The sequence below is a fragment of the Streptomyces sp. S07_1.15 genome, assembly GCF_020739505.1.
Taxonomy (GTDB): domain Bacteria; phylum Actinomycetota; class Actinomycetes; order Streptomycetales; family Streptomycetaceae; genus Streptomyces; species Streptomyces xinghaiensis.
The window spans coordinates 3,899,260-3,922,048 of sequence record NZ_JAJBZK010000001.1 but is presented as its reverse complement, the minus strand read 5'-3'; the positions used below and the strand labels follow the sequence as shown (position 1 = coordinate 3,922,048).

21 protein-coding genes are annotated in these 22,789 nt (G+C 69.5%); 9 read left to right on the top strand and 12 right to left on the bottom strand.

Annotated features, from left to right (window positions below):
• Positions 1 to 22 precede the first annotated feature (22 nt).
• Together LIX60_RS16905 and LIX60_RS16900 are read right to left on the bottom strand one after the other, a co-directional pair.
• Positions 23 to 2,281: a glycoside hydrolase domain-containing protein gene (locus LIX60_RS16905; protein WP_227959145.1), complete on the bottom strand. Its 2,259-nt coding sequence runs from the start codon at positions 2,279 to 2,281 to the stop codon at positions 23 to 25.
• A gap of 274 nt (positions 2,282 to 2,555) precedes the next feature.
• Entirely contained in the window at positions 2,556 to 3,074 is a 519-nt protein-coding gene (locus LIX60_RS16900) for a hypothetical protein (protein WP_227959144.1), read from the bottom strand.
• Between the two features lie 459 nt (positions 3,075 to 3,533).
• Here LIX60_RS16900 and LIX60_RS16895 point away from each other — a divergent pair, with 459 nt between their 5' ends.
• The gene (locus tag LIX60_RS16895) at positions 3,534 to 4,574 is read left to right on the top strand and encodes a hypothetical protein (RefSeq protein ID WP_227959143.1); all 1,041 of its coding nucleotides are present in this window, start codon (positions 3,534 to 3,536) and stop codon (positions 4,572 to 4,574) included.
• Between the two features lie 110 nt (positions 4,575 to 4,684).
• Here LIX60_RS16895 and LIX60_RS16890 read toward each other — a convergent pair whose 3' ends face one another.
• Genes LIX60_RS16890 through LIX60_RS16875 form a run of 4 tightly spaced genes read right to left on the bottom strand, consistent with a single transcriptional unit; the run spans position 4,685 to position 9,344 of the window.
• Entirely contained in the window at positions 4,685 to 5,602 is a 918-nt protein-coding gene (locus tag LIX60_RS16890) for a hypothetical protein (RefSeq protein ID WP_227959142.1), read from the bottom strand.
• Between the two features lie 52 nt (positions 5,603 to 5,654).
• The gene (locus LIX60_RS16885) at positions 5,655 to 6,518 is read right to left on the bottom strand and encodes an ATP-binding protein (protein WP_227959140.1); all 864 of its coding nucleotides are present in this window, start codon (positions 6,516 to 6,518) and stop codon (positions 5,655 to 5,657) included.
• The gene (locus tag LIX60_RS16880) at positions 6,509 to 8,596 is read right to left on the bottom strand and encodes a Mu transposase C-terminal domain-containing protein (RefSeq protein WP_227959139.1); all 2,088 of its coding nucleotides are present in this window, start codon (positions 8,594 to 8,596) and stop codon (positions 6,509 to 6,511) included. Before LIX60_RS16880 ends, LIX60_RS16885 begins: the two co-directional genes overlap by 10 nt.
• Entirely contained in the window at positions 8,562 to 9,344 is a 783-nt protein-coding gene (locus LIX60_RS16875) for a TnsA-like heteromeric transposase endonuclease subunit (RefSeq protein WP_227959138.1), read from the bottom strand. Before LIX60_RS16875 ends, LIX60_RS16880 begins: the two co-directional genes overlap by 35 nt.
• 252 nt (positions 9,345 to 9,596) lie before the next feature.
• On the opposite strand from LIX60_RS16875, the gene LIX60_RS16870 reads away from it, so the two are divergent.
• The 3 genes from LIX60_RS16870 (at position 9,597) to LIX60_RS16860 (ending at position 11,289) form a co-directional block, all read left to right on the top strand.
• Positions 9,597 to 10,073, top strand: coding sequence for a helix-turn-helix domain-containing protein (locus tag LIX60_RS16870; protein ID WP_227959137.1), 477 nt, complete (start codon positions 9,597 to 9,599; stop codon positions 10,071 to 10,073).
• A 25-nt stretch (positions 10,074 to 10,098) separates the two neighbouring features.
• Positions 10,099 to 10,734, top strand: a complete 636-nt coding sequence (locus LIX60_RS16865) for a hypothetical protein (RefSeq protein ID WP_227959136.1) — start codon at positions 10,099 to 10,101, stop codon at positions 10,732 to 10,734.
• 195 nt (positions 10,735 to 10,929) lie between these two features.
• Positions 10,930 to 11,289: a DUF2516 family protein gene (locus LIX60_RS16860; protein ID WP_030545914.1), complete on the top strand. Its 360-nt coding sequence runs from the start codon at positions 10,930 to 10,932 to the stop codon at positions 11,287 to 11,289.
• A 242-nt stretch (positions 11,290 to 11,531) separates the two neighbouring features.
• Here the strand turns inward: LIX60_RS16860 and LIX60_RS16855 are convergent, their stop codons facing one another.
• On the bottom strand, positions 11,532 to 12,896 hold the full coding sequence (locus LIX60_RS16855; RefSeq protein WP_227959135.1) for a PP2C family protein-serine/threonine phosphatase: 1,365 nt from the start codon (positions 12,894 to 12,896) through the stop codon (positions 11,532 to 11,534).
• 417 nt (positions 12,897 to 13,313) lie between these two features.
• Complete coding sequence (locus LIX60_RS16850; protein WP_227959134.1) at positions 13,314 to 14,408, bottom strand: NlpC/P60 family protein; 1,095 nt, start codon at positions 14,406 to 14,408, stop codon at positions 13,314 to 13,316.
• Positions 14,409 to 14,800: 392 nt separating this feature from the next.
• Here LIX60_RS16850 and pstS point away from each other — a divergent pair, with 392 nt between their 5' ends.
• The 4 genes from pstS (at position 14,801) to pstB (ending at position 18,940) form a co-directional block, all read left to right on the top strand.
• Positions 14,801 to 15,931: a phosphate ABC transporter substrate-binding protein PstS gene (gene pstS, locus LIX60_RS16845; protein WP_227959133.1), complete on the top strand. Its 1,131-nt coding sequence runs from the start codon at positions 14,801 to 14,803 to the stop codon at positions 15,929 to 15,931.
• Positions 15,932 to 16,031: 100 nt separating this feature from the next.
• Positions 16,032 to 17,030: a phosphate ABC transporter permease subunit PstC gene (gene pstC, locus LIX60_RS16840; RefSeq protein ID WP_227959132.1), complete on the top strand. Its 999-nt coding sequence runs from the start codon at positions 16,032 to 16,034 to the stop codon at positions 17,028 to 17,030.
• Complete coding sequence (pstA, locus tag LIX60_RS16835; RefSeq protein WP_227959131.1) at positions 17,027 to 18,106, top strand: phosphate ABC transporter permease PstA; 1,080 nt, start codon at positions 17,027 to 17,029, stop codon at positions 18,104 to 18,106. The genes pstC and pstA overlap by 4 nt, the downstream gene beginning before the upstream one ends.
• A 57-nt stretch (positions 18,107 to 18,163) precedes the next feature.
• Positions 18,164 to 18,940, top strand: a complete 777-nt coding sequence (pstB, locus tag LIX60_RS16830; protein ID WP_019707122.1) for a phosphate ABC transporter ATP-binding protein PstB — start codon at positions 18,164 to 18,166, stop codon at positions 18,938 to 18,940.
• Between the two features lie 150 nt (positions 18,941 to 19,090).
• Here the strand turns inward: pstB and LIX60_RS16825 are convergent, their stop codons facing one another.
• A complete protein-coding gene (locus LIX60_RS16825) occupies positions 19,091 to 20,089 on the bottom strand; it encodes an inorganic phosphate transporter (RefSeq protein ID WP_227959130.1) in 999 nt (332 codons plus the stop codon).
• Between the two features lie 6 nt (positions 20,090 to 20,095).
• Complete coding sequence (locus tag LIX60_RS16820) at positions 20,096 to 20,716, bottom strand: DUF47 domain-containing protein (protein WP_030545898.1); 621 nt, start codon at positions 20,714 to 20,716, stop codon at positions 20,096 to 20,098.
• A 248-nt stretch (positions 20,717 to 20,964) separates the two neighbouring features.
• Here LIX60_RS16820 and LIX60_RS16815 point away from each other — a divergent pair, with 248 nt between their 5' ends.
• Entirely contained in the window at positions 20,965 to 21,267 is a 303-nt protein-coding gene (locus LIX60_RS16815) for a metal-sensitive transcriptional regulator (RefSeq protein WP_019707125.1), read from the top strand.
• Positions 21,268 to 21,492: 225 nt separating this feature from the next.
• Here the strand turns inward: LIX60_RS16815 and LIX60_RS16810 are convergent, their stop codons facing one another.
• Positions 21,493 to 21,687 carry a hypothetical protein gene (locus tag LIX60_RS16810; RefSeq protein WP_039820188.1) on the bottom strand — a complete coding sequence of 65 codons (195 nt, stop codon included), beginning with the start codon at positions 21,685 to 21,687 and terminating at the stop codon, positions 21,493 to 21,495.
• Positions 21,688 to 21,857: 170 nt separating this feature from the next.
• Entirely contained in the window at positions 21,858 to 22,694 is an 837-nt protein-coding gene (locus tag LIX60_RS16805) for a hypothetical protein (protein ID WP_227959129.1), read from the bottom strand.
• Positions 22,695 to 22,789: the final 95 nt, after the last annotated feature.

Sequence of the window (22,789 nt, the reverse complement as noted above, 5' to 3'; positions counted from 1 at the left end):
CGGATGCCGTGATCACCATGTGTCAGGACTCGCGGATGATGCGGTTGTACTTCTCGAAGATCGCATAGAGGGGCATACGCAGTTTCGCGTGGGCCTCGGCCTCGGGTCCGAACCCCTGGTACCGGCGCAGCACTTCGTAGATCTCGGTCTCGGTGTAGTCGAGCGCGGGCCGGCGGATCACGGTCTCCTCATGGTCGCCCTTCTTGCCGCCGGCCCCCCAGATGTGCAGATGCGGGACGGTGCTCAGGTTGAATGCGTTGTTCTGGTTGAGTTTCTGCCACATCGCCCACCGGTCGGATTCCGCGGCCGAGTCAAGGATCTTCCCGTCGAGGATCCCGGACCGGATGGAATGGTTGCGGGAGAGGATGCAGGTGCGTCCGGATATCTTGGCGACACCGGTGCTGCTGTCCACCAGTTTGCTGACGCCGGGAAGGTCTTTGCCCCAGTCGGGGATGGCCCCGGTGTGGTACCAGACGACCCCCGCGTCCTGCACCACGTCCACCTGACTGTAGTGGCAGAACTCCCAGAAGGCCGAGGTCTGGATGAGGGCCTTGCGCATGCGGTACCGGCGGGCCGCCGATGTGATCACATCGTCGTGGGAGATGACCGTTTCCAGACACTGCTTCCTGGTGTACACGTAGCCGTTGCCCGACTCGGATCCCTCGGCCGGCTTGCCGATGGACTCCATGTAGCCGTCGGCTTCGTTCAGCAGGGCCTCCCAGTAGTCCAGACTGAAGCCGATATCGAGCTTCCCGGACGGAGCGGGGAGAAAGTCGCCCTGGCCGGTGTCGCGGCCGGAGGCGATGTTGTTGTCGATCTCGATCTCCCCGTCACCGGAACCGATCGTCTTGGTGACGATCTGGTCGAAGGACCAGTTCTCCGGCATCGCGTAGCCCAGGTTGCCGGAGAAACCCGACGACATGTCGGACACGAAGCTCGTGTCCGCGTGTCCGGCAGCGGAGACGCGGGAGCACGCGTTGCGCGGCCCGTAGATACCGATCTTGTACGGGCTCCCCATCCGGGTCATCCGCTCCCTGATGCTCTTGAAGTACGGCAGGATGTGCGAGGTGACCTCGTGATCGACGGCGTCGTAGTCAACCGCGAAGTAGATCCGGGTCCCGGACCGGAACCCGTGCTCCTCGGCCTTGTACGCGGCGTTCATGCAGTCGGTGACACCCTGCTCGACGCTGTAGTAGTCGACCGACCGCGCCCACGTCTGGTAGATCGGGAAGCAGCGCAGCCCGTACTCCTTGATCGTTTCCAGCTCGCCCGGCTGGATCTCCTTCTCCGGAAGGGATGTGGTCGACGGGTTGTAGAGGTAGCGGCCGATGTACTTGTAACCGGCGTCCTTCAACGCCTGCGCACGAGCCGGCGTGACCTTCGTGACCCCGTCGCAGGCCTCTCCCCTACGGGACTGGTCCCCATAGGAGACCAGCAGGGAGGCCCAGGTCTGGAAGTCGCCCTTGCCGGTCACCGGCAGCTTGACGAAGGACTGGAACTCCCGGACGGCGTCTTCCAGAACACCCTGGAAAGAGCCCGTCATGGCGACCGGTCGCTTGTTGAGCTCCATGGCCGCTGAGAAGAGTTGCACCCACACGCCCGAGTCGCCGGTGGACAGCGTGTGGTTCTTCAGTCCCGCCCGGGTGCCGGGTCCGAAGAATCCGTTGGCGACTCCGTCGGCCATCCCCAGTTCGTACTGGACGGCGAGCAGCAGCGACGTGGCCACGTCGCGGGAATGGTGACCGTCGCACGGAATGACGTAGAAGTCCTTGCGAAGCAGGTACTGGCCGTTCAGCCACTGCTGGATGAGACGGATTCCGTCCGAACCGTTGTTGACGGTGACGTAGGCGTCCATGTTGAACAGCCCTTTGGCCACCTTCGGCCACAGCGCATCATCGGGGTAGGGAACGTATGCGCCCATGTTCTGCTTCAGCTTCACCACGGCGGCCTTGACGCGGGAGTTGTACTTTCCGTCGATCTCGCCGCCGTCATAGCCCTTGCAATACAAGGCGGACTGGATGATCCGGCAGAAGTTCGCCGAGGGGATGGTGGTCTCGTCCAGCTTGCCGTACTTCTCCCGAAGCGCTCCCAGGGTGGCCGGTCCGAAGTTGTTCGAGAGGTTCGTGATACCCATCTCGTACTGCAACGCCCTGGTGAGGGCATACATGACGGTCCAACTGGTCCGCCCGTTCTCCTCCAGCTTGGATATGCCGAGTGTGGCGCCGTCGCCGTACGTGGTGTTGATGAATCTCTGGGCGCGACGAACCATCTCGTCAGCCATGGTGCTCCTTCCACGGGAGGTGCGGCATCAGCGGCCGCCGGCACGTCCTGGCGCGCCGTCGGCGCGCAGGCGGGGGAGTCTCACAGGGGCAGCGGGCGGCCGGCGGGTGGCCTCACGCGCACCTCGGGGGGTTCGCGCAAGGCCCGGCGGGCCGGGTTCCGGACGGAAGCGTTCCCGGCCTATTCCTCCCGGCCGCGCCGCACAAGCTTCTTGCGGGCGGTGACGAGGGACGCAGCCGCCGCGAGAGCGGAGCTCCGGTTCCCGGCGTTCTCCGTCAGTTGCAGGGGAACACGTAGTCGGACTTGTAGTTGATGTAGAAGGTGCTGCCGGAGGTCCTGGCCATCTTGGCCGTCACCGGAGCGCAGACGAAGCTGGAGACGCGGACCGGCCCCGCGTACTGGCTGAAGTTGCCGGCGTCGGTGTCGCAGCCGCCGCCGCCCATCTTGCAGACCTTGAGGTACATGTACTCGGTGTTGCCGACGTTGTTGTCGAGGATGACGCAGCCCTTCCCGCCGTTCCCGTAGGAGAACAGGGTCGCCAGCCGCTCACTCGGGTCGGTCCCCTTCGGCAGGGGGATGCCCCGCTGCAACTCGTAGCCGGACCCGCACACGTTCGCCGCCGCGGCAACGCTCCCGGGGTCGGCCTGCGCAAGGGCGCGGGTCGCGGCGTCGGCATTCGCAGCTATCCGGACGGCGGGCTCCTCCACGGCCACGGCCTGAGGAGCGGTCACCCCCACCGTGGCCAGTACCGAAGCGACAAGAGCCGCGCACTTCACACCTATGGATTTGGGCATGACAAACAACCTCTCCGACGGGTGCATGACGACTGCGCGAGGGGCGGCAGCCCTGCCCGGACGTGCCCCGGCCCTCACGGAACCCGGCCAGCGTAGGCCGGTCTAGACCTTCCCCGCCGACCGGCGCGAGCGGGGGGCCTGATCCATCCGCGGACCGGAATGAGGAGGAAGCCGCCGGATCCGCGCGCGGATCACGCGGACGGCAGGAGAGAAGGGCGGAACGGAATGCTCCCACCTGTCCGAGAATGGCCTGATCATGTCGCTCGCCACCGGCCCGTCCCGGAGGCGGGTGTCCTGTCTCAGGTAGGTCCGGGCATGGCGGGTTCCTGGTCTGCAGTGCCCGGACTTGGCTGAGACGCTGGGCGTCGGTGCGTCTCTCTCAAGTCCGGGCAGCCGTTTCTCTGGATTGCCCCAGTGCGTCTGCTGATGGCCGGAGGGGCGGCCGTAGACTCGCGCGCCATGGAAGAGATCTTCAGGCTTGGTGAGATCCGCTGTCCGTCGGGGACCCTGGTCGTCGTGGACGGCGGCTATTTGGGGTTGTGGAACGGTGAGCGGTCGCCGGCGGAGATTGATCCTGCTCTGCTTGGCGTTGACGACCCGGCGATGGCTGCCGAAGTGATCAACTCGGTCGACTTCGCTGGGGTTGGCCCGGACGCTTCGGTAGCGGTGCGCAGCTTCGACCGACAGCCGGGTGCATTGCTCCATGACATCCCGGCCTCCCGGGCGGCGGAGTTTGGGAGGATGTTCGAAGAGCACTGCCGGGCCGCTGGCCTGGACGCTCGCTTGGAGGCGTTGCCGGTCCGTGAACCGCATGCACAACGTGTGCGCCGGACTGCCGCTGAAGGCGGCGGCAGTTTCCTGATGTTCGGGGTGCCTGTCGTCGCAGTGGGCGGGGTGCCCCGCGACCGGCATCTGCCGGTGCTGGCTTCGCGGGTTGACTTCGGCGACGGTGTCGGGCCGCGCTGGTCAGAGATATCGGTTCGGATGAGCGACGTCCCAGCGGAGTCATCCGTGCTGCTCGGTGACATCGGCGTCGACTGGGCCCGGGTGCTCTTCGGCGATACCGATGCCCTGAATGCCTGGCAGCACGACGAGCCTGTGGACGGCTTGGCCGACGTCGCGTTCTGGGGTGCTGCCGCAGAGGAAGCCGCCGCGACGTTCGCAGCACCGGAACTCGGCGAACCCGGCGAGGACGGTGTCCGCGGGTGGACTGGGCTGGCCGTGGCGGAGGCGATGGAGAAGGCTCGCGCTGTGCAGAGCTGGAAGGAGGAGACCGGGCGCCGCATGATGGTGGACTTCCGGCCCCATTCCCATCACTGGCAGGTCATGCGACAGATTCGCGCCTCTGAAGTCGAGGCCGGAACTGTGGACATCGGCGACGCCCGACTGCTCTGCGCGATGACGAGCTGGGGCGACGGCTACTTCCCCGTGTCGGCCGACCTGGATGCGTCAGGCGCTGTGGTCGCGGTGCGGGTGAGCTTCTCCGACGCGACTACGTAGCCGTTCTGCCTCCGTGGAGGCCGAGCGAGACGAGGGCGGCTGTCCTGTCGCAGTTAATACGTCCGGGCATAGGGCTCCGGACCTGGAATGCTCGGAAAATTTTGAGACGCCTAGTTGTGAGGTCGTCGCAACCTGCGCCGGGTATCTCCTCGTTCAGCATATGCGGTGAGAGATCTTTCGATCCGGTCGGCGGTATCCCGCAGGGCATGGATGAACCACATGGATCCGTCGAACCGGGGGATCAGCTCGACCTGGAGTCGGTTGTTGAACTCGTCGATGAACTGCCCGAAGCCGTGTCCCCGTGCGAGGGCGAGTGAGCGCCAGTGAGGTGAGGCGTAGAGAGCGGTGGTCGTGACGGTTTCCGGGTAGCGGGCGATGAGACGGCGGTGGTCACGGTTGCTGCCGTGCTGGAGCCGGGGGAGGGCTTGGACACGTCGCGCTGTGTCCTCGTGGCGGAAGCTGCGGCTGGAGAGGTCGTGCCAGAGCTTGGCTCCGCGCTCGTAGCAGGTGGTGAGGACGACGGGGCCGTACTTATGGAGAAGGCGGTGGTGACGTCGTTGGGCGTGCAGAACGTCGGGGAGACCGGTGAGGCCGGCTTGGATTTGGTAATGCCCCGCTGGTTCTCCGATCCAGAGCCTGTGGCGGAGGCAGACCTGGTGGTGGAAGCGCGAGCGCCAGGCGGTGACCTGATGAATGCGGTTGTAGGTTCCGGTGCGACGGGCGACGCAGAGATGGCAGGGGACGCCCTGAAGAAAGTCCGGGCGGGAGGGGTGGAAAATCTTCGGCTGTTGACCGAGATAGGGGATCGCCTGCAGGAGGCTCTCCCGGGACTGTCCGCTGGCCATGCTGAGTCGGTCGATGTAGTCCTGCCGGGACTCCAGCCAGCTGCTCTGCGCGAGTGCTCGTCCGGGAATGACTCCGTTCGCCTCGCCCAGGCGGCGGAGGTAGGACTTCTCGGTCTCCTGTGGGAACGGGGTGACGGGGCGAGGGAGGGGCCTGGTCAGCCAGTAGTTGGTTGGTTCGCTCATCCGGCCCTCTGGCGGGAGGCGTTCTCGCTGTTGTGATCGATCCGGGTCTTCTTCAGCAGGCTCTGGGTGATGCGTTCGCTCTGGGGAGGCGCAAGGTGTCCTCCAGAGTGGCGATCAGTGATCGCCACTCCGCGTTGCGGGGGAAGGCGCCGGTGCGGACCAGGGTGCAGCGTCCGCCCATCTGGCGGCCGCGGATGCCGGTGAAAACGCCGGACTGTTCGACGTCGATGCCCGCATAGACGAAGGTCGCCGGCAGGTGCTCGGTGAAGTACTTCAGGTGATCGGAGAGGTCCTCGCCGGCGGTGGTTGCGTGGTTCAGGAGATGGATCTCATCGACGAGCACGAGGTCCGTGCGGGCCTCGATCATCACCTGGCAGACGACATTGGTGATGTCGATCGTGTTGTGACGGGCCGAGACGGAGGGCAAGCCGAGGAAGCGGGCGAACTCGATGGCGAGTTTCCGTGGTGACCCTTTGGGCGGGGCGGTCAGATAGACGACCGGAATTCCGTCGCTGCCGGGATGGCGTTGACGGACGCGTAGTTCGTGGAGACGGCCGAGCTGCTTGAGCGCGGTGGTCTTGCCCGTAGTCTGCTGACCGGAGACGATCAGGCCGCGCCGGGCTCCGGTTTCACGCTGGTTGAGCAGGGTCAGCAGGCGCCCTTGATGGGCGATCTCCCGGACGGCCGAGGTGCGTACGACTTGAAGCTCGGAGTGGTAGAGGATGCGGGCATCGTCATAGGACTCCTGATCGGCGGGGCTCAGCGAACGCCACCGGTCTTCGGGCAGCAGATCGAAGCTGGTTTGGTCTGCTTCGACGAACTGCCGCCAGCCGGTGAGCTGCGTGGTGGGATCACGCCGCGACTCCAGCAGCCCGGCGGCGCCACCAGTGTCCGGGTCCGGCATGTTCACCACCACTTCTCGGCCTCCTTGCGGGCATCGAAGATTCCGAGCGGGACGACGTCGGCGAGGGCGCCCTCGCCTTCCTCCGGTTCCTCTGCGTCGGGAGGTGGTGGCTCAGCAGGCGTTGCAGGAGCCGGCCGGGGCCAGGAGGGAGCGCTGGTGGTCCGGGTCCGGGCGGCGACCTTGCGGTCCTTGCGGCTGCGGCCAGAGGGCCTGCCCGCCGTGTCCCGGGGGCCGTCGGCGGCGCGGTCCAGGAGAGCGACCGCGGCCTGCGCGATCTCTTCCTCGGTGACCGGATCGGCACCCCGCTCGGCAAGGACCCGGCGGGCTTGGTCCCAGGCCAGTTCACCCATCGGCATCGGAGCGGTGCGCAGATGCCGCCAGATCGCGGTGATCCAGCCGCCCTCACGGTGATTGCGTACCCAGATGCGAGAGATGTCGTAAGGGTCGTAGTGGACCTCCCACCCCTTCCCGCCCGGGCCGACGCCGGATGGCTGGCGGCGGAACGGCGTCAACTCCGTACTGTCGTAGGTGCGGTGACCCAGCCGGATCCCGTAGGAGTTGATCGTCCGACGGCAGCGGGGCAGCAACTCGATGTACTCGTCCGGGCTGAGCGCGACCGGAACGTGTCCGGCCGCCGCAACGAGCGCGGCGTACTTCTCGTTCGGACTCAGCGCCTTGCCGGGCATCAGCGGGTCGCGCAGGCCGTCGTGCGGGCGGTTCTGCCAGATCACGATCCACTCCTGGAGCAGTTCCTGGAGCTGATGCATCGACCAGACCGCCTGCGCTGCCGGATCGGTGCCGCGGTGCTCGGTGCTGCGGCCCTTGTGACCAGGGAGGTGCGAGACGAACATCGTGGCCACCGAGCCCAGCGTCGTCTCGATGTGCGGCTTGTCCGTCGGAGTATCGGGATGCGCGGGCTGGAAAGAGATGCCCAGCGACTGGCAGGCCGAGCGGAACGTGTCGGAGATGTGAGCCTTGCCCCGGTCACAGACGATCGTCTCCGGCGTGATCACTGGGATCGCCGCCGCTTGGGCCAGCCGCTCGTCCAGCGCCGTGAGCGAGACGTGCGGCAGCACCGAGCGAGACATCCGCAGCGCGTCGGGCCAGCCCGGACGCATCGGCTCCGGCGTCATCGCCCGCGCCAGCAGCAGCGCGGCATCCACCGCCTTCGTCGAGGGCCGCAGCACCGCCGCGGCCAGCGTGCGGGTCGCGATATCGACGATGCCGGTCAGCTCCACGGTGTCCACCGTGCCGTCGTCGTGAACGACCAGCACATCCAGCGGAGTCGAGTCGATCTCCATCACCTCCCCTGGCCGGACCGCGGTCAGCTGGCCGAACATGCCATCGGGCTGCTTGGCCAGCGAACGGCGGGTGCGGGCCGAACCCAGCGTGTGCCGGCCAGAGGAGACCGCCTTGAGCAGCCGGTAGAACGTCGCCCGCGACGGCAACGGCACCACCCCGGCCCCGTGCTCGTCCTCCAGGAGACGTTCCATCCGACGCCGCAGCACCTGTGCAGAGACCGTGGACCTGGCTGTCTGCTCTTCCACGACCTTCCGCAGAGCCGCCACCACCCGCCGGTCGGCGCGGCCCGTGCCGTCCGGGGCCGAACGCAGTCGCGGATCGACCAGACCGAGCACACCCTCCCGTTCGAACCGGGCCCGCATGTCCTGCAGCACGGTCAACGACACTGCCGTCCCCGCCGCATCCAGTTCAGCGACCTTCGTCAATTCTCGCTGTCGCAAGGAGCGGACGGCTGGGTCGTACTCGCCTCTCACTGGCCCGTGCGGGTCATTGAATGGGCGGCCGGTCAGCATCTCCACCAGGTGCCGCTGCCACCACCCGGCCCGCTCAACCGCCTTGGCGGGAAGTCCTTCCAGCACCCCGGCCGCCGGCAGCACCGTGCGCACCGAAGCCGGCGTGACCACCTCGAAGTCCTCGCCGGCCAGCAGATGGGCGAGCATCACCACGCTAGCCGACTGTGCTTCGTCGACCAGCCGGACCGCGGTCCCCTCCAGCGCGGCCACTGTCTGCAGGCGGCCGTCGAAGCGGACCAGGTCACCCGCTCGCAACAGCCGCGGACGCAGCGGCATCCTGACCCCCTTCCCGCACCACGCCGAGCCGGACTTCCGTGTCCGCGGCCAACAGTCCGGCCCCCAGGTCCGCAGCCAGGACCTGCCGCCAGAGCAGGTGGAACAGCACTGGAAGCACCGCGACCGGATCGCCCACGTGGCGAACCCCGTCCAGCAGCCCGCCTCCCCCGGCGAAAACTGCCATCAGCCGGGCAGCGACCCCGGCGCGGTGCCCCCGGGGATGCCGATACCCCGCCAGCCACCGGACGTTCGCCATCAGCACCGCATCCGGCACCCCCACCCGGGCGAAATCCCAGCCCACCAGCGAACACGCCGCCGCGGTCGCGGCAAACTTCACCGCATCGGGCGGCTTGATCCGTTCATCGGGGCGGACGTCGACCACCAGAGCAGTGCCGTCCGCGCGGCGTACGAAGAAGTCCGGCGTGTGCCGGACCTGCTTTCCCCCCGGTCCCGTCCACGACAGCCGGAACGGCTGCGAGGCCATGCCCGTCACCAACGGATCGAAGTCGAGCAGCATCAGCCGGTCCCGCTCCAGCCACGACTCGTAGCCCACATGCCCGCCGCAGGTCACCGACCAGTACCAGCCGCACCGGTTGCCCTGCCCCCGGAAAGTCGGGAACCGGCGCTCGGGCCGTACCGATTCGAACGGCACCGGCCACAGCCGCCCCAGCGAACCCCGCTCACGGACCCCGGCAGCGCTGACGTACTCCAGCTCGACGTCTTCCACCGACAACACGCTCGTATCCATCCGGGCCTCCGGTACGACGCCGACCAGTCGCGAAGACCGTACGGAAGGCGGCGATGACGTACCCGGAGAAGACCGAGACACCCCACCAATCGCCCGGAGATGACTGAGACGTCAGCTCAGTTGCCCGGAGACGACCGAGACTGCCCGGACATCACAGAGACAGGACACCGCCCCCACCGCCGCGCGGGCGCGTGCATGCCAGTTGCAAGCAGGTCGCTTGCAATAGTTAGCATTCGGGTGCACGATGGGGCCATGGCTTCACTCAAGGTCGGCAATCTCGGGGAGTTCCTGCGGGAGCAGCGGCGCAGTGCGCGGTTGTCACTGCGGCAGCTCTCCGAAGCCGCCGGGGTGTCGAACCCGTACCTCAGCCAGATCGAGCGCGGGCTGCGCAAGCCGAGCGCGGAGATCCTGCAGCAGCTCGCCAAGGCGCTGCGGATCTCCGCGGAGACGCTGTACGTCCAGGCCGGAATCCTCGACGAGCGGGACCGGGACGAGGTCGAGGTCAAGAGCGCCATCATGACCGACCCGTCGATCAACGAGCGCCAGAAGCAGGTGCTCATCCAGATCTACGAGTCCTTCCGCAGGGAGAACGGGCACCCCGCGGAGGCCGACGCCGACGCCCCCGACGGCACCCCCGCCGCGCCGCCGTCCGGTCCGCCGTCCGGTTCCGGCTCGCGGGCCGGTGCCGACGACGACGGCGACAGCGGCGAAGCCAAGCAATCAAGCTGACCGACCGATCCGGGAGGATCCCGCCATGGCCACCACCGACGAACTCCGCAAGACGATCCAGGAATCCACCCCCTTCTACGCCGCCGTCGGCACCGCGGACCTCGCCGCCGAGAAGCTCCGGGAGTTCCCGGCGCTCATCGAGAAGCTGCGCGCCGAGGCCCCGGAGCGGTTCGCCGCCGTCCGGACCACCGACCCCAAGGTGGTCCAGGAGAAGGTGAGCCGGCAGGCCAAGGAGGCCCAGGCCACCGTGCAGACCAAGGTGACCGAGGTGCTCGGCACGCTCGACAGCGACATCAGGAAGCTGCGCGAGAACGCTCAGCACCTGGCGCTCCAGGGCGTCGGCCGGGCCGCCGAGTACGCGGTCAAGGCCCGCGAGACGTACGACGAGCTGGCCGACCGCGGCCGCGGCGCCGTGCAGACCTGGCGCGGTGAGGCGGCCGAGCAGATGACCGACATCGCCATCGCCGTCGAGCCCGAGCCGGAGCCCGCCGCGAAGCCGGCCCCGGAGGAGAAGGCCGCCGCCGAGGCGAAGCCCGCCCCGGCCGCCAAGCCGGTCACCGAGGCCAAGCCCGCCGCCGAGGCCAAGCCGGCCGCGGCGAAGAAGCCGGCCGCCGCCCGCAAGGCCCCGGCCAAGAAGACGGCGCCGAAGTCCGCCGAGTGACATCCGGGCACACCGGGTGACGCGACGGCGCCGGACGGCAGCCGGGAGAACGGTCCGGGCACAAGCGACGTGCCCGGACCGTTCTCCCTATACGGTCTGTACGGTGGCCGTCATGCCACCGGCCGCCGGGACCGGCCGCCGGAACGGCGGCACCGACGGACGATACGACGTGACCGACGCGCGCGATAGGACTGGGTGGTGGACGGCGTGCTGGTGCAGGGCTTTCACAACATTCTGAGCTTCCTCTATCTGGCGATTCTGCTCTTCACGGTGTTCGCCTTCATCGACGCCGTGATCCGGCGCGAGGACGCCTTCCGCGCCGCCGACAAGCAGACCAAGCCGTTCTGGCTGATCATCCTGGGCATCGCGGTGGTGGTGAACGTGCTGCCGCTGGGGCTGTTCTTCCTCACCATCATCGGGCTGATCGCCGCGATCGTGTACGTCGTGGACGTACGGCCCGCGGTGCGGGCGCTCTCGGGCGGCGGTGGCGGCGGCCGCGGCCGGCGCGGCAGCAGCTCCGACGGCCCGTACGGCCCGTACAACGGCGGCCGCTGAGCCGTCCCGGCCTGCGCGCACCGATCGCCCGCCCACCGGGCGCCGGGGCGCCCCCGACCTCCGCCGGACCTTCCCGAGCCACCCCCCGCCGAGCCACCCGCCGCCGACCGGCCGCGCCGCTCCAGGCCCCGTCATCGCCTCAGGGCGGACGGGGCCCGCTGCGTGGAGCGGCCGCGCGGAAGGAGACCACGGGGCCGCGGCGGAGTATCCGGACCGGGCCTCCCGGGCGGGCGCCAGCCGGGCTACCGGCCGCCGGGTCCCCGGCCCCTGCCCCGGTCCGGGCCCTGGTCGCGGCTCCGGCCCCGGTCGCGGTCCAGCAGGAGCACCGCCACGTCGTCCGTCAGCTCGCCGCCGTTGAGCTCCCGCACCTCGGCCATCGCCGCGTCCAGCAGTTCCTCACCGCCCAGCCCCTTGTCCCGCAGGCCGCCGATCACCTCGACGATGCCCTCCTGGCCGAGCCGCTGCCGGCCCTGCCCGACCCGGCCCTCGATCAGCCCGTCGGTGTACATCATCAGGCTCCAGGTGCCGCCGAGCTCCACCTGCCGGCGCGGCCAGCGGGCGCGCGGCAGGACACCCAGCGCGGGCCCGCCGTCGTCGTAGTGCAGCAGCTTCACCCGCCGCCCCTCGCGCACGACCAGCGGCGCCGGGTGCCCGGCGAGGCAGAGCCCTGCGCGGCGGCCGTCGGGGGCGATGTCGAGGGTGCAGAGGGTCGCGAAGATCTCGTCGCTGGCGCGCTCGTTCTCCAGCACCTTCTGCAGCGTGCCCAGGAGTTCGTCGCCGCAGAGCCCGGCCAGGGTCAGGGACCGCCAGGCGATCCGCAGCAGCACACCGAGCGCCGCCTCGTCCGGGCCGTGCCCGCACACATCGCCGATCATCGCGTGGACGGTGCCGTCGGGGGTGCGGACGGTGTCGTAGAAGTCGCCGCCGAGCAGGGCGCGGCTGCGGCCGGGCCGGTAGCGGGCGGCGAAGCGCAGCTCGGAGCCCTCCAGCAGGGGCTTGGGCAGCAGCCCGCGCTCCAGCCGCCGGTTCTCCTGGCCGCGCAGCCGCGACTCGGTGAGCTGGCGCTGCGCGGCGTCGGCGCGCTTGCGCTCGACGGCGTAGCGGATGGCCCGGCCGAGGGCGCGGCCGTCCAGCTCGTCGCGGAAGAGGTAGTCCTGCGCGCCGACGCGTACGGCCTCGGCGCCCCGCTCCGCGTCCGCCTCGGCGGTGAGGACGAGGACGGCGTGGCCGGGCGCGAGCCGCAGCACCTGGCGCAGGGTGTCCAGCTCCTCGCCGGCCTGCCGGATGTCCAGGGCGAGGTCGAGCAGGATGCAGTCGACGTCGTCGGTGAGCAGCCGCTCGGCCTCGGTGAGGTTGCGGGCGGTCCGGAGGCGGACCCGGCGGCCCCCGGTGTCGAGCTTGTCCGGAACGGAGAAGGCCACCGACGGATCGTCCTCGATCACCAGCAGGGTGAGCGGCGGGGCCTGCGCCGGACCGGAGGCCGGCGGCGCCGAAGCGGACGCGGACGCGGATACGGCCGGGGGGCCCTCCGCGGAGCGCGGTGAGGGGGCAGCCGGAGCACCTCCCGCGGCCAGGGTTTCCCCCTGCCGAGGCGCGGGTACGGGCATCGCTCTGTTCCTTCCCTCCCCCCGAGGGCAAGACGGCCACCGGATCGGCACGCCGCCAGGCCCGGCCCGCCGGACGGGTCGGCGGTCACACTGTGCCGGGCGCTGAGAGGCGACCATAGCGGCACGCCCTGCCGGAGCGGAATGCCGGGCAACCACTCTGTGATGTCATATGCCAAGCAGAGATGGCCATTTGCCCCTCTCTGGGCGAAAGCGCCGATGATGAACATCACGCGCTGCGGTTGCCCGCCCGGAGCCCGGCGGCCGTACGGCGTCCCGGCCGGCCGTCCGCGGAACGGCACCCGGTGCCGTCGGCCGACCGCTCCGGGTCACGACCGGCGCCGGTGGGGGACGTGCCGGGGCGCCGGGCGGCCCGGCACACCGCGGCGCCCGGCGCGGGCCCGGCCGGCGCCCGCGGGCCTAGTCCCCGGTCCGCTCGCCGGCCCTCCCCCCGGTCTGCTCGCCGGCCCGCTCGTCCGGCCGTACGACGCCCAGGATCCGCATCGAGCCCGCCCCCGTGACGGTGATCTGCCGGCCCGGACGCGGCGCGTGCACGATGTCGCCGTCCCCGATGTACATCCCGACATGGCTGGCGTCCGAGTGGTAGATGATCAGGTCGCCCGGCCGCATGTCCCGGACGGCGATCCTGGGGAGCCGCTTCCACTGCTCCTGCGAGGTCCGCGGGATGGGCCGGCCGGCCGCCGCCCACGCCTGCGAGGTCAGTCCGGAGCAGTCGTAGGTGTCCGGGCCCTCGGCGCCCCACTCGTAGTCCTTGCCGAGCTGCCCGGTGGCGTACGCGATCGCCTTCTTCCCCTCCGCGGAGGCCCGGGCGTCGATCTCCTCCAGCACGCCGGAGTCCAGCCACGCGGCCTGGGCCTTCCGCGCGGCCTCGGCCTCCAGCTCGCGCAGCTTCTCCAGCTCCTCCGCCTGGAGCCGGGACTCCAGCTCCTCGGCCGCCTCGATCCTCGTCTCGACGGCTTTCTTGGCGACGGCCTTCTTCTTCTGCTGCGCGCGGAGCCGGCGGTACTCCCGGTCCGCGGTGTCGGCGTACTCGTCCAGCCGTTCCCGGGTGTTCTCCAGGCTCTTCAGGAGGCCCTGCTGCGCCTGCCGGCCCTTGCGGGCGGTGTCGGCGTCGTGCAGGAAGTCCCCTGAGCCGCCCTCCAGGAGCAGTTTCAGGGTGTCGGGCATGCCGGCGCCCCGGTAGTGGGAGCGGACCATCGCGCCGGCCTGGGAGCGCAGCAGCTCCATGCGCTTCTCCGCGGCGGCGCTCTTCTTCTCGATCCGGGCCAGCTTGCGCGACTGCTCGCCCGTCTTCTCCCGCGCGGCGTTGTAGGCTTCCGTCGCGGCCTCCGCCTTGCGGTAGAGGGTCTCGATCTCCTTGCGGATCTCTTCCAGACGCGAGGCCGGTACCGGATCGGGGTCGTTCGGAGCGGCCAGCGCGGCGCCCGGCGTCAGCAGGCCCCCCACCGCGCACACCAGTGCCGTCGCCGTCACGATCGCCCGCTGCCGCCCCACCGGCCACCTCCGCCTCGTCCACACCGTCAACCGTCTTGCTGACGCGATGTCTCTCAATCGCGGATGGTCGCACGACTGAGCGGAATACGACAGAGGGGGGCGAGTTCGCGCCATTGCGCAAGAGCCGCCGCTGTGCCGGGGAGGCATCACGCCGACGCAATTCTCACCCCATCCGTCACACCCGTCACTCGGCGTGGCGTACGCCTGAGCGGGTTGCCGCACTGATAGGCGAGGTTCACCCGGTGTTCACCCTCTCCCGTCGATCGATTCACCTGATCTGCCTAATTTCAGCCTTACCGGTCGGCGGGCAGCCGGCGGGTGAACGCAGATCCAGCAGAACCACCGACCTTGCTTCGCCGTCGCCGGCGGGCCCCAGGAAGGAACACACAAAGGTGAAGCTTCAGCGTAGGAACGTCCGCGGTCTGCGGGCCCTCACCGTCGGCGCGGCCGCTGTTTCGACGGCACTCCTTCTCACCGCATGCGGTTCGGACGACAACACCCAGCAGGGCGGCGAGGACGCCACCAAGGCCGCCGGGAACATCAAGTGCGGCGGCGAGGGCAAGCTGCTCGCCTCCGGCTCCTCGGCGCAGAAGAACGCCATGGACCTCTGGATCAAGAACTACATGGCCGCCTGCCCCGATGTGCAGATCAACTACAACCCGATCGGCTCGGGCGGCGGCATCACCCAGTTCAACCAGGGCACCACCGCCTTCGCCGGCTCCGACTCCGCCCTCAAGGAGGACGAGGTCGAGGCGTCGAAGAAGATCTGCAAGGGCGGTCAGGGCATCAACCTGCCGATGGTCGGCGGACCCGTCGCCATCAGCTACAACCTCTCCGGCGTGGACGACCTCGTCCTGGACGCCCCCACCATCGCCAAGATCTTCGACTCGAAGATCAAGAAGTGGGACGACGCCGCGATCAAGAAGCTCAACCCGGACGCCGAGCTGCCGTCCACCGACATCCAGGCCTTCCACCGCTCCGACGAGTCCGGCACCACCCAGAACCTGGGCAAGTACCTGGCCGAGGCGGCCCCGGACGACTGGAAGTACGAGGCCGAGAAGTCCTGGCCCGCCAAGGGCGGCCAGTCCGCCAGCGGCTCCTCCGGTGTCGCCGCGCAGGTCAAGCAGGTCGAGGGTGCCATCGGCTACTTCGAGCTCTCCTACGCCACCAGCAACAACCTCAGCTCGGTGAAGATCGACACCGGTGCCGCCGAGCCCGTCGAGGCCACGTCGGACAACGCCTCCAAGGCCATCGCCGCCGCGAAGGTCGTCGGCAAGGGCGACGACCTCGCCCTGGAGCTCGACTACGCGACCAAGGCCGAGAGCGCCTACCCGATCATCCTCGTCACCTACGAGATCGCCTGCGACAAGGGCAACAAGGCCGACTCCCTGGAGGCCATGAAGTCCTTCCTGACCTACACCGCCAGCGAGGACGGCCAGAAGATCCTCTCCGAGGAGGGCTACGCCCCGATCCCGGCCGAGATCGCCGCCAAGGTCCGCGAGATCGTCCCGACCCTTTCCTGACCCGAGCCGGCAGGCCCCGCGGAACCCCGCGGGGCCTGCCGGACGAACCCATCCGGTGCACCGCCGCCAGGGGAATCTCCCCACCCAGACCGGAGCCATCATGACTACCGCATCCAGCGCGTCGACACCGCCGCCGGCGCGCCTCACACCAGAACCGGCCGCGAAGGGGAAGGCCACCCGCCCCGGGGACAAGATCTTCATCGGGCTGTCCCGGGGCTCCGGCATCTTCCTGCTGGTCGTCATGGCCGCCATCGCGGCCTTCCTCACCTACCGCGCGTACATCGCGATCTCCGAGAACGAGGCCAACTTCCTCACGGCCTTCGAGTGGGACCCGCAGGGCGACCCCCCGCGGTTCGGCATCGCGATCCTCGCCTACGGCACCGTCGTCTCCTCGATCATCGCCATGGTCATCGCGGTGCCGATATCCGTGAGCATCGCGCTCTTCGTCTCCCACTACGCGCCGCGCCGGCTGGCCGGCCCGCTGGGATACCTCATCGACCTGCTCGCCGCCGTCCCCAGCATCGTCTACGGCCTGTGGGGCGCGCTGGTGCTCGTGCCGTACCTCGGCGGCATGAACATGTGGCTCGACCAGTACCTCGGCTGGACCTACATCTTCGACAAGTCCGGCAGCGGCCCCGCGCGGAACCTCTTCACCGTCGGCATCCTGCTCGCCGTGATGATCCTCCCGGTGATCACCAACGTCACCCGTGAGGTCTTCCTCCAGGTGCCGAAGATGCACGAGGAGGCCGCGCTCGCTCTCGGCGCCACGCGCTGGGAGGTCATCCGCATGTCGGTGCTGCCCTTCGGCCGCTCCGGCATCATCAGCGCCTCCATGCTGGGCCTCGGCCGCGCGCTCGGCGAGACGATGGCCGTCGCCACCGTCCTCTCCCCCAGCTTCCTCTTCTCCGGCCATCTCCTGGACCCCGGCGGCGGCACCTTCGCCCAGAACATCGCCGCCAAGTTCAACGAGGCCAACGAGTTCGGCCGGGACGCGCTCATCGCCTCCGGCCTCGTCCTCTTCGTCATGACGCTGCTGGTGAACGGCGCGGCCCGGCTGATCATCGCCCGCCGCAAGGAGTACTCGGGGGCCAACGCATGAGCCACACCGTCATCGACCGCAAGCCGAGCACCGGCGAGGCGCCCCCCGCCCGCAGCCTGGCCCACCGCAGGATGCCCCGCTGGGCCCCCGCGGGCATCGCCCTCGTCTCCGTCGTGCTGGCCTCCGGCATCGGCATGGCCGCCGGCTGGGAGAGCCGGGTGCAGTGGGGCATGATCGCCGCGGTCTTCTTCGTCATCGGCACCTACGTGATCACCACCGCCGTGGAGGGCTCCCGGCAGGCCAAGGACCGGATCGCCACCAGTGTCGTCTGGGTGTGCTTCGTCCTCGCGATCGTCCCGCTGGCGTCGCTCGCCTGGACGACCGTGGAGCGCGGCTCCCGCATCCTCGACGGGTACTTCCTGTCGCACTCCATGGCCGGGCTGAACCAGAACACCCCCGGCGGCGGCATCTACCACGCGATCATCGGTACCCTGGAGCAGGTGGCCATCGCCACCCTGATCGCCGTCCCCATCGGTCTGCTCACCGCGATCTACCTGGTCGAGTACGGCCGGGGTTCGCTGGCCAAGGCCGTCACCTTCTTCGTGGACGTCATGACCGGCATCCCGTCGATCGTGGCCGGTCTGTTCATCCTCTCCACCTGGGTGCTGACCTTCGACATGGGCCCGTCCGGCTTCGCCGGCTCGCTGGCCCTCACGATCCTGATGATGCCGGTGGTCGTCCGCTCCACCGAGGAGATGCTCAAACTCGTCCCCAACGAGCTCCGCGAGGCCTCGCTCGCCCTCGGCGTGCCGAAGTGGCGGACCATCCTGAAGGTGGTCCTGCCCACCGCCATCGGCGGCATCACCACCGGCGTCATGCTGGCGGTCGCCCGTATCGCCGGTGAGACGGCCCCGGTCCTGCTGCTGGTCCTGGGCAGTTCCTTCATCAACAACGACCCGTTCGACGGCACGCAGGCCTCGCTCCCGCTGTACGTGTACCAGGAGTACATGCTCGGCACCCCGCACTCGTACGACCGGGCCTGGGGAGCGGCGCTCGTCCTGATCATCTTTGTGATGGTCCTCAACCTGGTCGCCCGCGGCATCGCCCGCTGGAAGGCACCCAAGACCGGCCGCTAAGGCACCCGATATGCGGCTCCGTGCCCGGGGCCATCCCACACGATTGCGAGCAACACCATGGCCAAGCGCATCGACGTCAGCGGCCTCAGTGCCTACTACGGCGGCCACAAGGCGATCGAAGACATCTCCATGACGGTCGAGCCGCGGTCCGTGACGGCCTTCATCGGCCCGTCCGGCTGCGGCAAGTCCACCTTCCTCCGCACCCTCAACCGGATGCACGAGGTCACCCCCGGCGGCCGCGTCGAGGGCAAGGTGATGCTGGACGACGAGAACCTCTACGGCTCCCAGGTCGACCCGGTCGCCGTACGCCGCACCGTCGGCATGGTCTTCCAGCGCCCCAACCCCTTCCCGACCATGTCGATCTACGACAACGTCGCGGCCGGCCTGCGCCTCAACGGCTCGCACAAGAAGCGCGAGCTGGACACGATCGTCGAGAAGTCGCTCAAGGGCGCCAACCTCTGGAACGAGGTCAAGGACCGGCTCAACAAGCCCGGCTCCGGCCTCTCCGGCGGCCAGCAGCAGCGGCTCTGCATCGCCCGCGCCATCGCGGTCGAACCGCAGGTGCTGCTGATGGACGAGCCCTGCTCGGCCCTGGACCCCATCTCGACCCTCGCCATCGAGGACCTGATCTGCGAGCTCAAGGAGCGCTTCACGATCGTCATCGTGACGCACAACATGCAGCAGGCGGCGCGTGTCTCGGACCGTACGGCCTTCTTCAACCTGTCGGCCGTCGGCCAGCCCGGCAAGCTCATCGAGATCGACGAGACCGAGCGGATCTTCTCCAACCCCTCCGTGCAGGCGACCGAGGACTACATCTCCGGCCGGTTCGGATAGCCCGTCTCGCGGTGCTGCATGGCGGTGCCACCGCAAGACGAAGGGCCCGCTCCCGGCTTCCCGGGGGCGGGCCCTGTTTTTCTGTGGGGGGACGGGAGGGCGTGCGGGAGGCCTCGGGCGGGCGGCGGGCGGGACTCGAGCGGGCGGGCCTCAGCCGAAGAAGAGGCTCACGCCCCAGAAGGAGACCGCCGCGACGAGCGCCGCGGCCGGCATGGTGATGAACCAGCCCATCACGATGTTCTTGGCCACGCCCCAGCGGACCGCCTTGATCCGCCGGGTCGAACCCACGCCCATGATCGCCGAGGTGATGACGTGGGTGGTGGAGATCGGCGCGTGGAACATGAACGAGGCGGTGTACATCACCGAGGCGGCCGTGGTCTCCGCGGCGAAGCCCTGCGGCGGGTCGAGCTCGATGATCCGCCGGCCCAGGGTCCGCATGATCCGCCAGCCGCCCGCGTAGGTGCCGAGCGAGAGCATCAGGGCACAGGAGACCTTCACCCAGACCGGGATCTGGTCGCCGTAGTCCTCGACATCGGCGATGACCAGCGCCATCACCACGATGCCCATGGTCTTCTGCGCGTCCTGGAGGCCGTGGCCCAGCGCCATGCCGGCCGCCGAGACCGTCTGCGCGATCCGGAAGTGGCGTTTGGCCTTGTGCGGGTTGGCCCGGCGGAACATCCACAGGATGGCGGTCATGGCCAGATAGCCCAGAGCCATGCCCACCAGCGGCGACAGGAACATCGGGATGACGACCTTCTCGACGACCCCCATCCAGTAGACGGCGATGGAGCCGGCGAGGGCGGCGCCCACCATGCCGCCGAAGAGCGCGTGGCTGGAACTCGACGGCAGCCCGAAGTACCAGGTGATCATGTTCCAGACCACGGCGCCCACCAGGGCGGCGAAGAGGATCGCCATCCCGCGTGAGCCGCTGGGCGTCTCGATCAGGCCCTGGCTGACGGTCTTGGCGACCCCGCTGCCCAGGAAGGCGCCGGCCAGGTTCATGACGGCGGCCATCAGCAGCGCCGCCCGGGGGGTCAGCGCGCGCGTCGAGACGGAGGTCGCGATGGCGTTCGCGGAGTCGTGGAAACCGTTGGTGTAGGTGAAGCCGAGCGCGACCCCGATGGTGACAATGAGTGCGAAGATGTCCACCGGGGGTCAGGACTCCTTGACGGCGATCGTCTCGACCGTATTGGCCACGTGTTCGAAAGCGTCCGCGGCCTCCTCCAGCACGTCCACGATCTGCTTGAGCTTCAGCACGTCCATGGCGTCGTACTTGCCGTTGAAGAGCTGGGCCAGCAGCTTGCGGTGAATCTGGTCGGCCTGGTTCTCCAGGCGGTTGACCTCGATCCAGTACTCGGTGAGGTTCGTCATGGTGCGGAGGTTGGGCATCGCCTCGGCGGTCAGCTCGGCGGCCCGCGCCAGCACCTCGATCTGCTGGTCGACCCCCTTCGGCAGCGTCTCGATCTGGTACAGGACGACCAGGTCGACGGCCTCCTCCATGAAGTCCATGATGTCGTCGAGCGAGGAGGCCAGGGAGTAGATGTCCTCGCGGTCGAACGGGGTGATGAAGGAGGAGTTCAGCTGGTGGAAGATCGCGTGCGTGGCGTCGTCCCCGGCGTGCTCCGCGGCCCGCATCCGGTCGGCGATCTCACTCCGTCCGGCGGGCTCGGCGCCGAGCAGTTCCATCAGGAGCTTCGAGCCGGTGACGATGTTGTCCGCGGAGGCGGCGAACATGTCGTAGAAGCTCGTCTCCCGGGGGGTCAGACGAAAGCGCACGTCGGGTTCCTTGGGGTGCATCGGATGTCGGCCGGAGCCGATGCTAAGCGCATCGATCCGGCCACGGTTAACCGGTCGTCCTCCGCCCGGCACCGGACAGCGTACCCAGCCCGCAGTCCCGGAACCCGCTTCCAAATCCGGTACCCTATACCGGGCAGGGGTATATGTGCCGGTTGTGCCGGTTCCGCCGCCTTGCCCGGTTCACCACCGATGAGGCCGAGCGCCTCGCGCCACCACGGGAGGACGCCATGACAGCCACGGAGACCGGCGTGCACGGCTACAGCCAGCAGAAGGACCAGCACCTCAAACGGCTCCGCCGGATCGAGGGCCAGGTCCGCGGCCTCCAGCGGATGGTCGAGGAAGACGTCTACTGCATCGACATACTCACCCAGGTCTCCGCCTCCACCAAGGCGCTCCAGTCCTTCGCGCTCCAGCTCCTCGAAGAACACCTGCGGCACTGCGTCGCCGCGGCCGCCGCCGAGGGGGGCCCGGAGATCGACGCCAAAGTGGCCGAGGCGACCGCGGCCATCGCCCGCCTGCTCCGCACCTGAGAGCGGGCCCTCACAGCCCGGGGAGCCCGGGGAGCCCGGGGAGCCCGGGGAGCCCGGGGAGCCCGGGGAGCCCGGGGAGCCCGGGAGAAGGTACGGGGCACGCGCCGGGCGCGGGGAGCGCTACGGGGACGACCGTGACGCCCCGGGCACGTCCGGAGCGCCGCGCCCGGAGCCGCGCCCGCGCCCGGAATCCCGCCGGGGGCCGCCCCGCCCCGGGAAGACGGCTCAGTCGCCCCGCGGGGCGATGCACCGGCCCCGCCGGCCCGGCGGCTTCCCGCCCACCTTCAGCACCTCGTCGATGCGGTCCGGGCTGAGCCGCTCCTCCACCGCCGCCGAGGCCGCGATCATCAGCTCCCCGCACAGCTCGATCTCGGCGAGGGCCAGATGGTCCTGGACCCTCCGGGTGATATGGCAGGACATCGACACCCGTGTCACCTCCTCCTCCACGAGCTCCGACCGCTCGTCCTCGCGCACAGCCCAGCGTAGGGAGCCGGACACATAGCGCGCATGGCACGGACGGACCATTTACCCCCGCCCCACCGGGTACCCCCGCCGGTGCGCGGGGCGTACCCCCGGGCGCACTCCGGGGTCTAGGCACCGGTCACGGCGACCGCCCCCGAGTAGATGTCCCGCTCCGGCGGCAGCTCCACGTCCACCCGCGTCCCATAGGCGTACAGCACGGTTGTGGAGACCACCTGCAGCTCCGCGCCGCCCCCGGGGCTCTGGGAGAAGGTGAAGCGGTGCCGGACCTTCCGCAGCCGTCCCCGCTCGTCCAGAAAGACGTCGAACGGCACCGAACGGATGCGGAAGCCGCGCGCCGCGGCGCGGAGGGCCCCGCGCACATGCGCCGCCCGTGCCGCGGCCCGGCGGATGTCCGCCGTGCCCCGGTAGTGGCGTACCAGCGTGCCGTCCCGCTCCGCCCGGGCCTCGCCGACATACGTCACCTCGCGGGCCCCGCGCAGGAGCTCGGCCGCCGCCAGGGGATCCGTCGCACCGCCCGTCACCAGGTTCCCGTCGGCCAGCGCGGCGGTGTGGATCCGCACCCACTTGTCGGCGGGCACCCCCGCGCCGCGGTTCTTCAAATACAGCTCGCCGGGCGCGAGGACTTCGGTGACCGGCCGGTGCCCCGTCTCGCCCGCCGCGTCCGCCGGCAGGACAACCGTCAGCCGGCCGAGCCGCGCGCCGTAGTCGAAACCGCCCGCACCCCGGATGGTGACCCGGGTGCCGCCGTTGGCGGTCTCCAGGGACGTACGGGCCCGGGAACTCCCGGACCGCACCAGCACATCGGCCGTGCGCTGCACCAGGGCGAGATGGCGGGCCGCCGACCGCTCGTCGGCGGCCACCACTCCCGGGCCGGAACAGCCCGCCGTCAGGCCGGCCGCCAGACCGAGCACGACGGCCCCGACCTTGCGTCGCTGCACCACCATCGGCTGCGCACCCCCAGGAGACCCGCGGTAACTCGGTGAATTGCCAACGACCGCGCCCGGCCGGTCGTTACGGCGGTACCGTGGCGGGGTGCGCC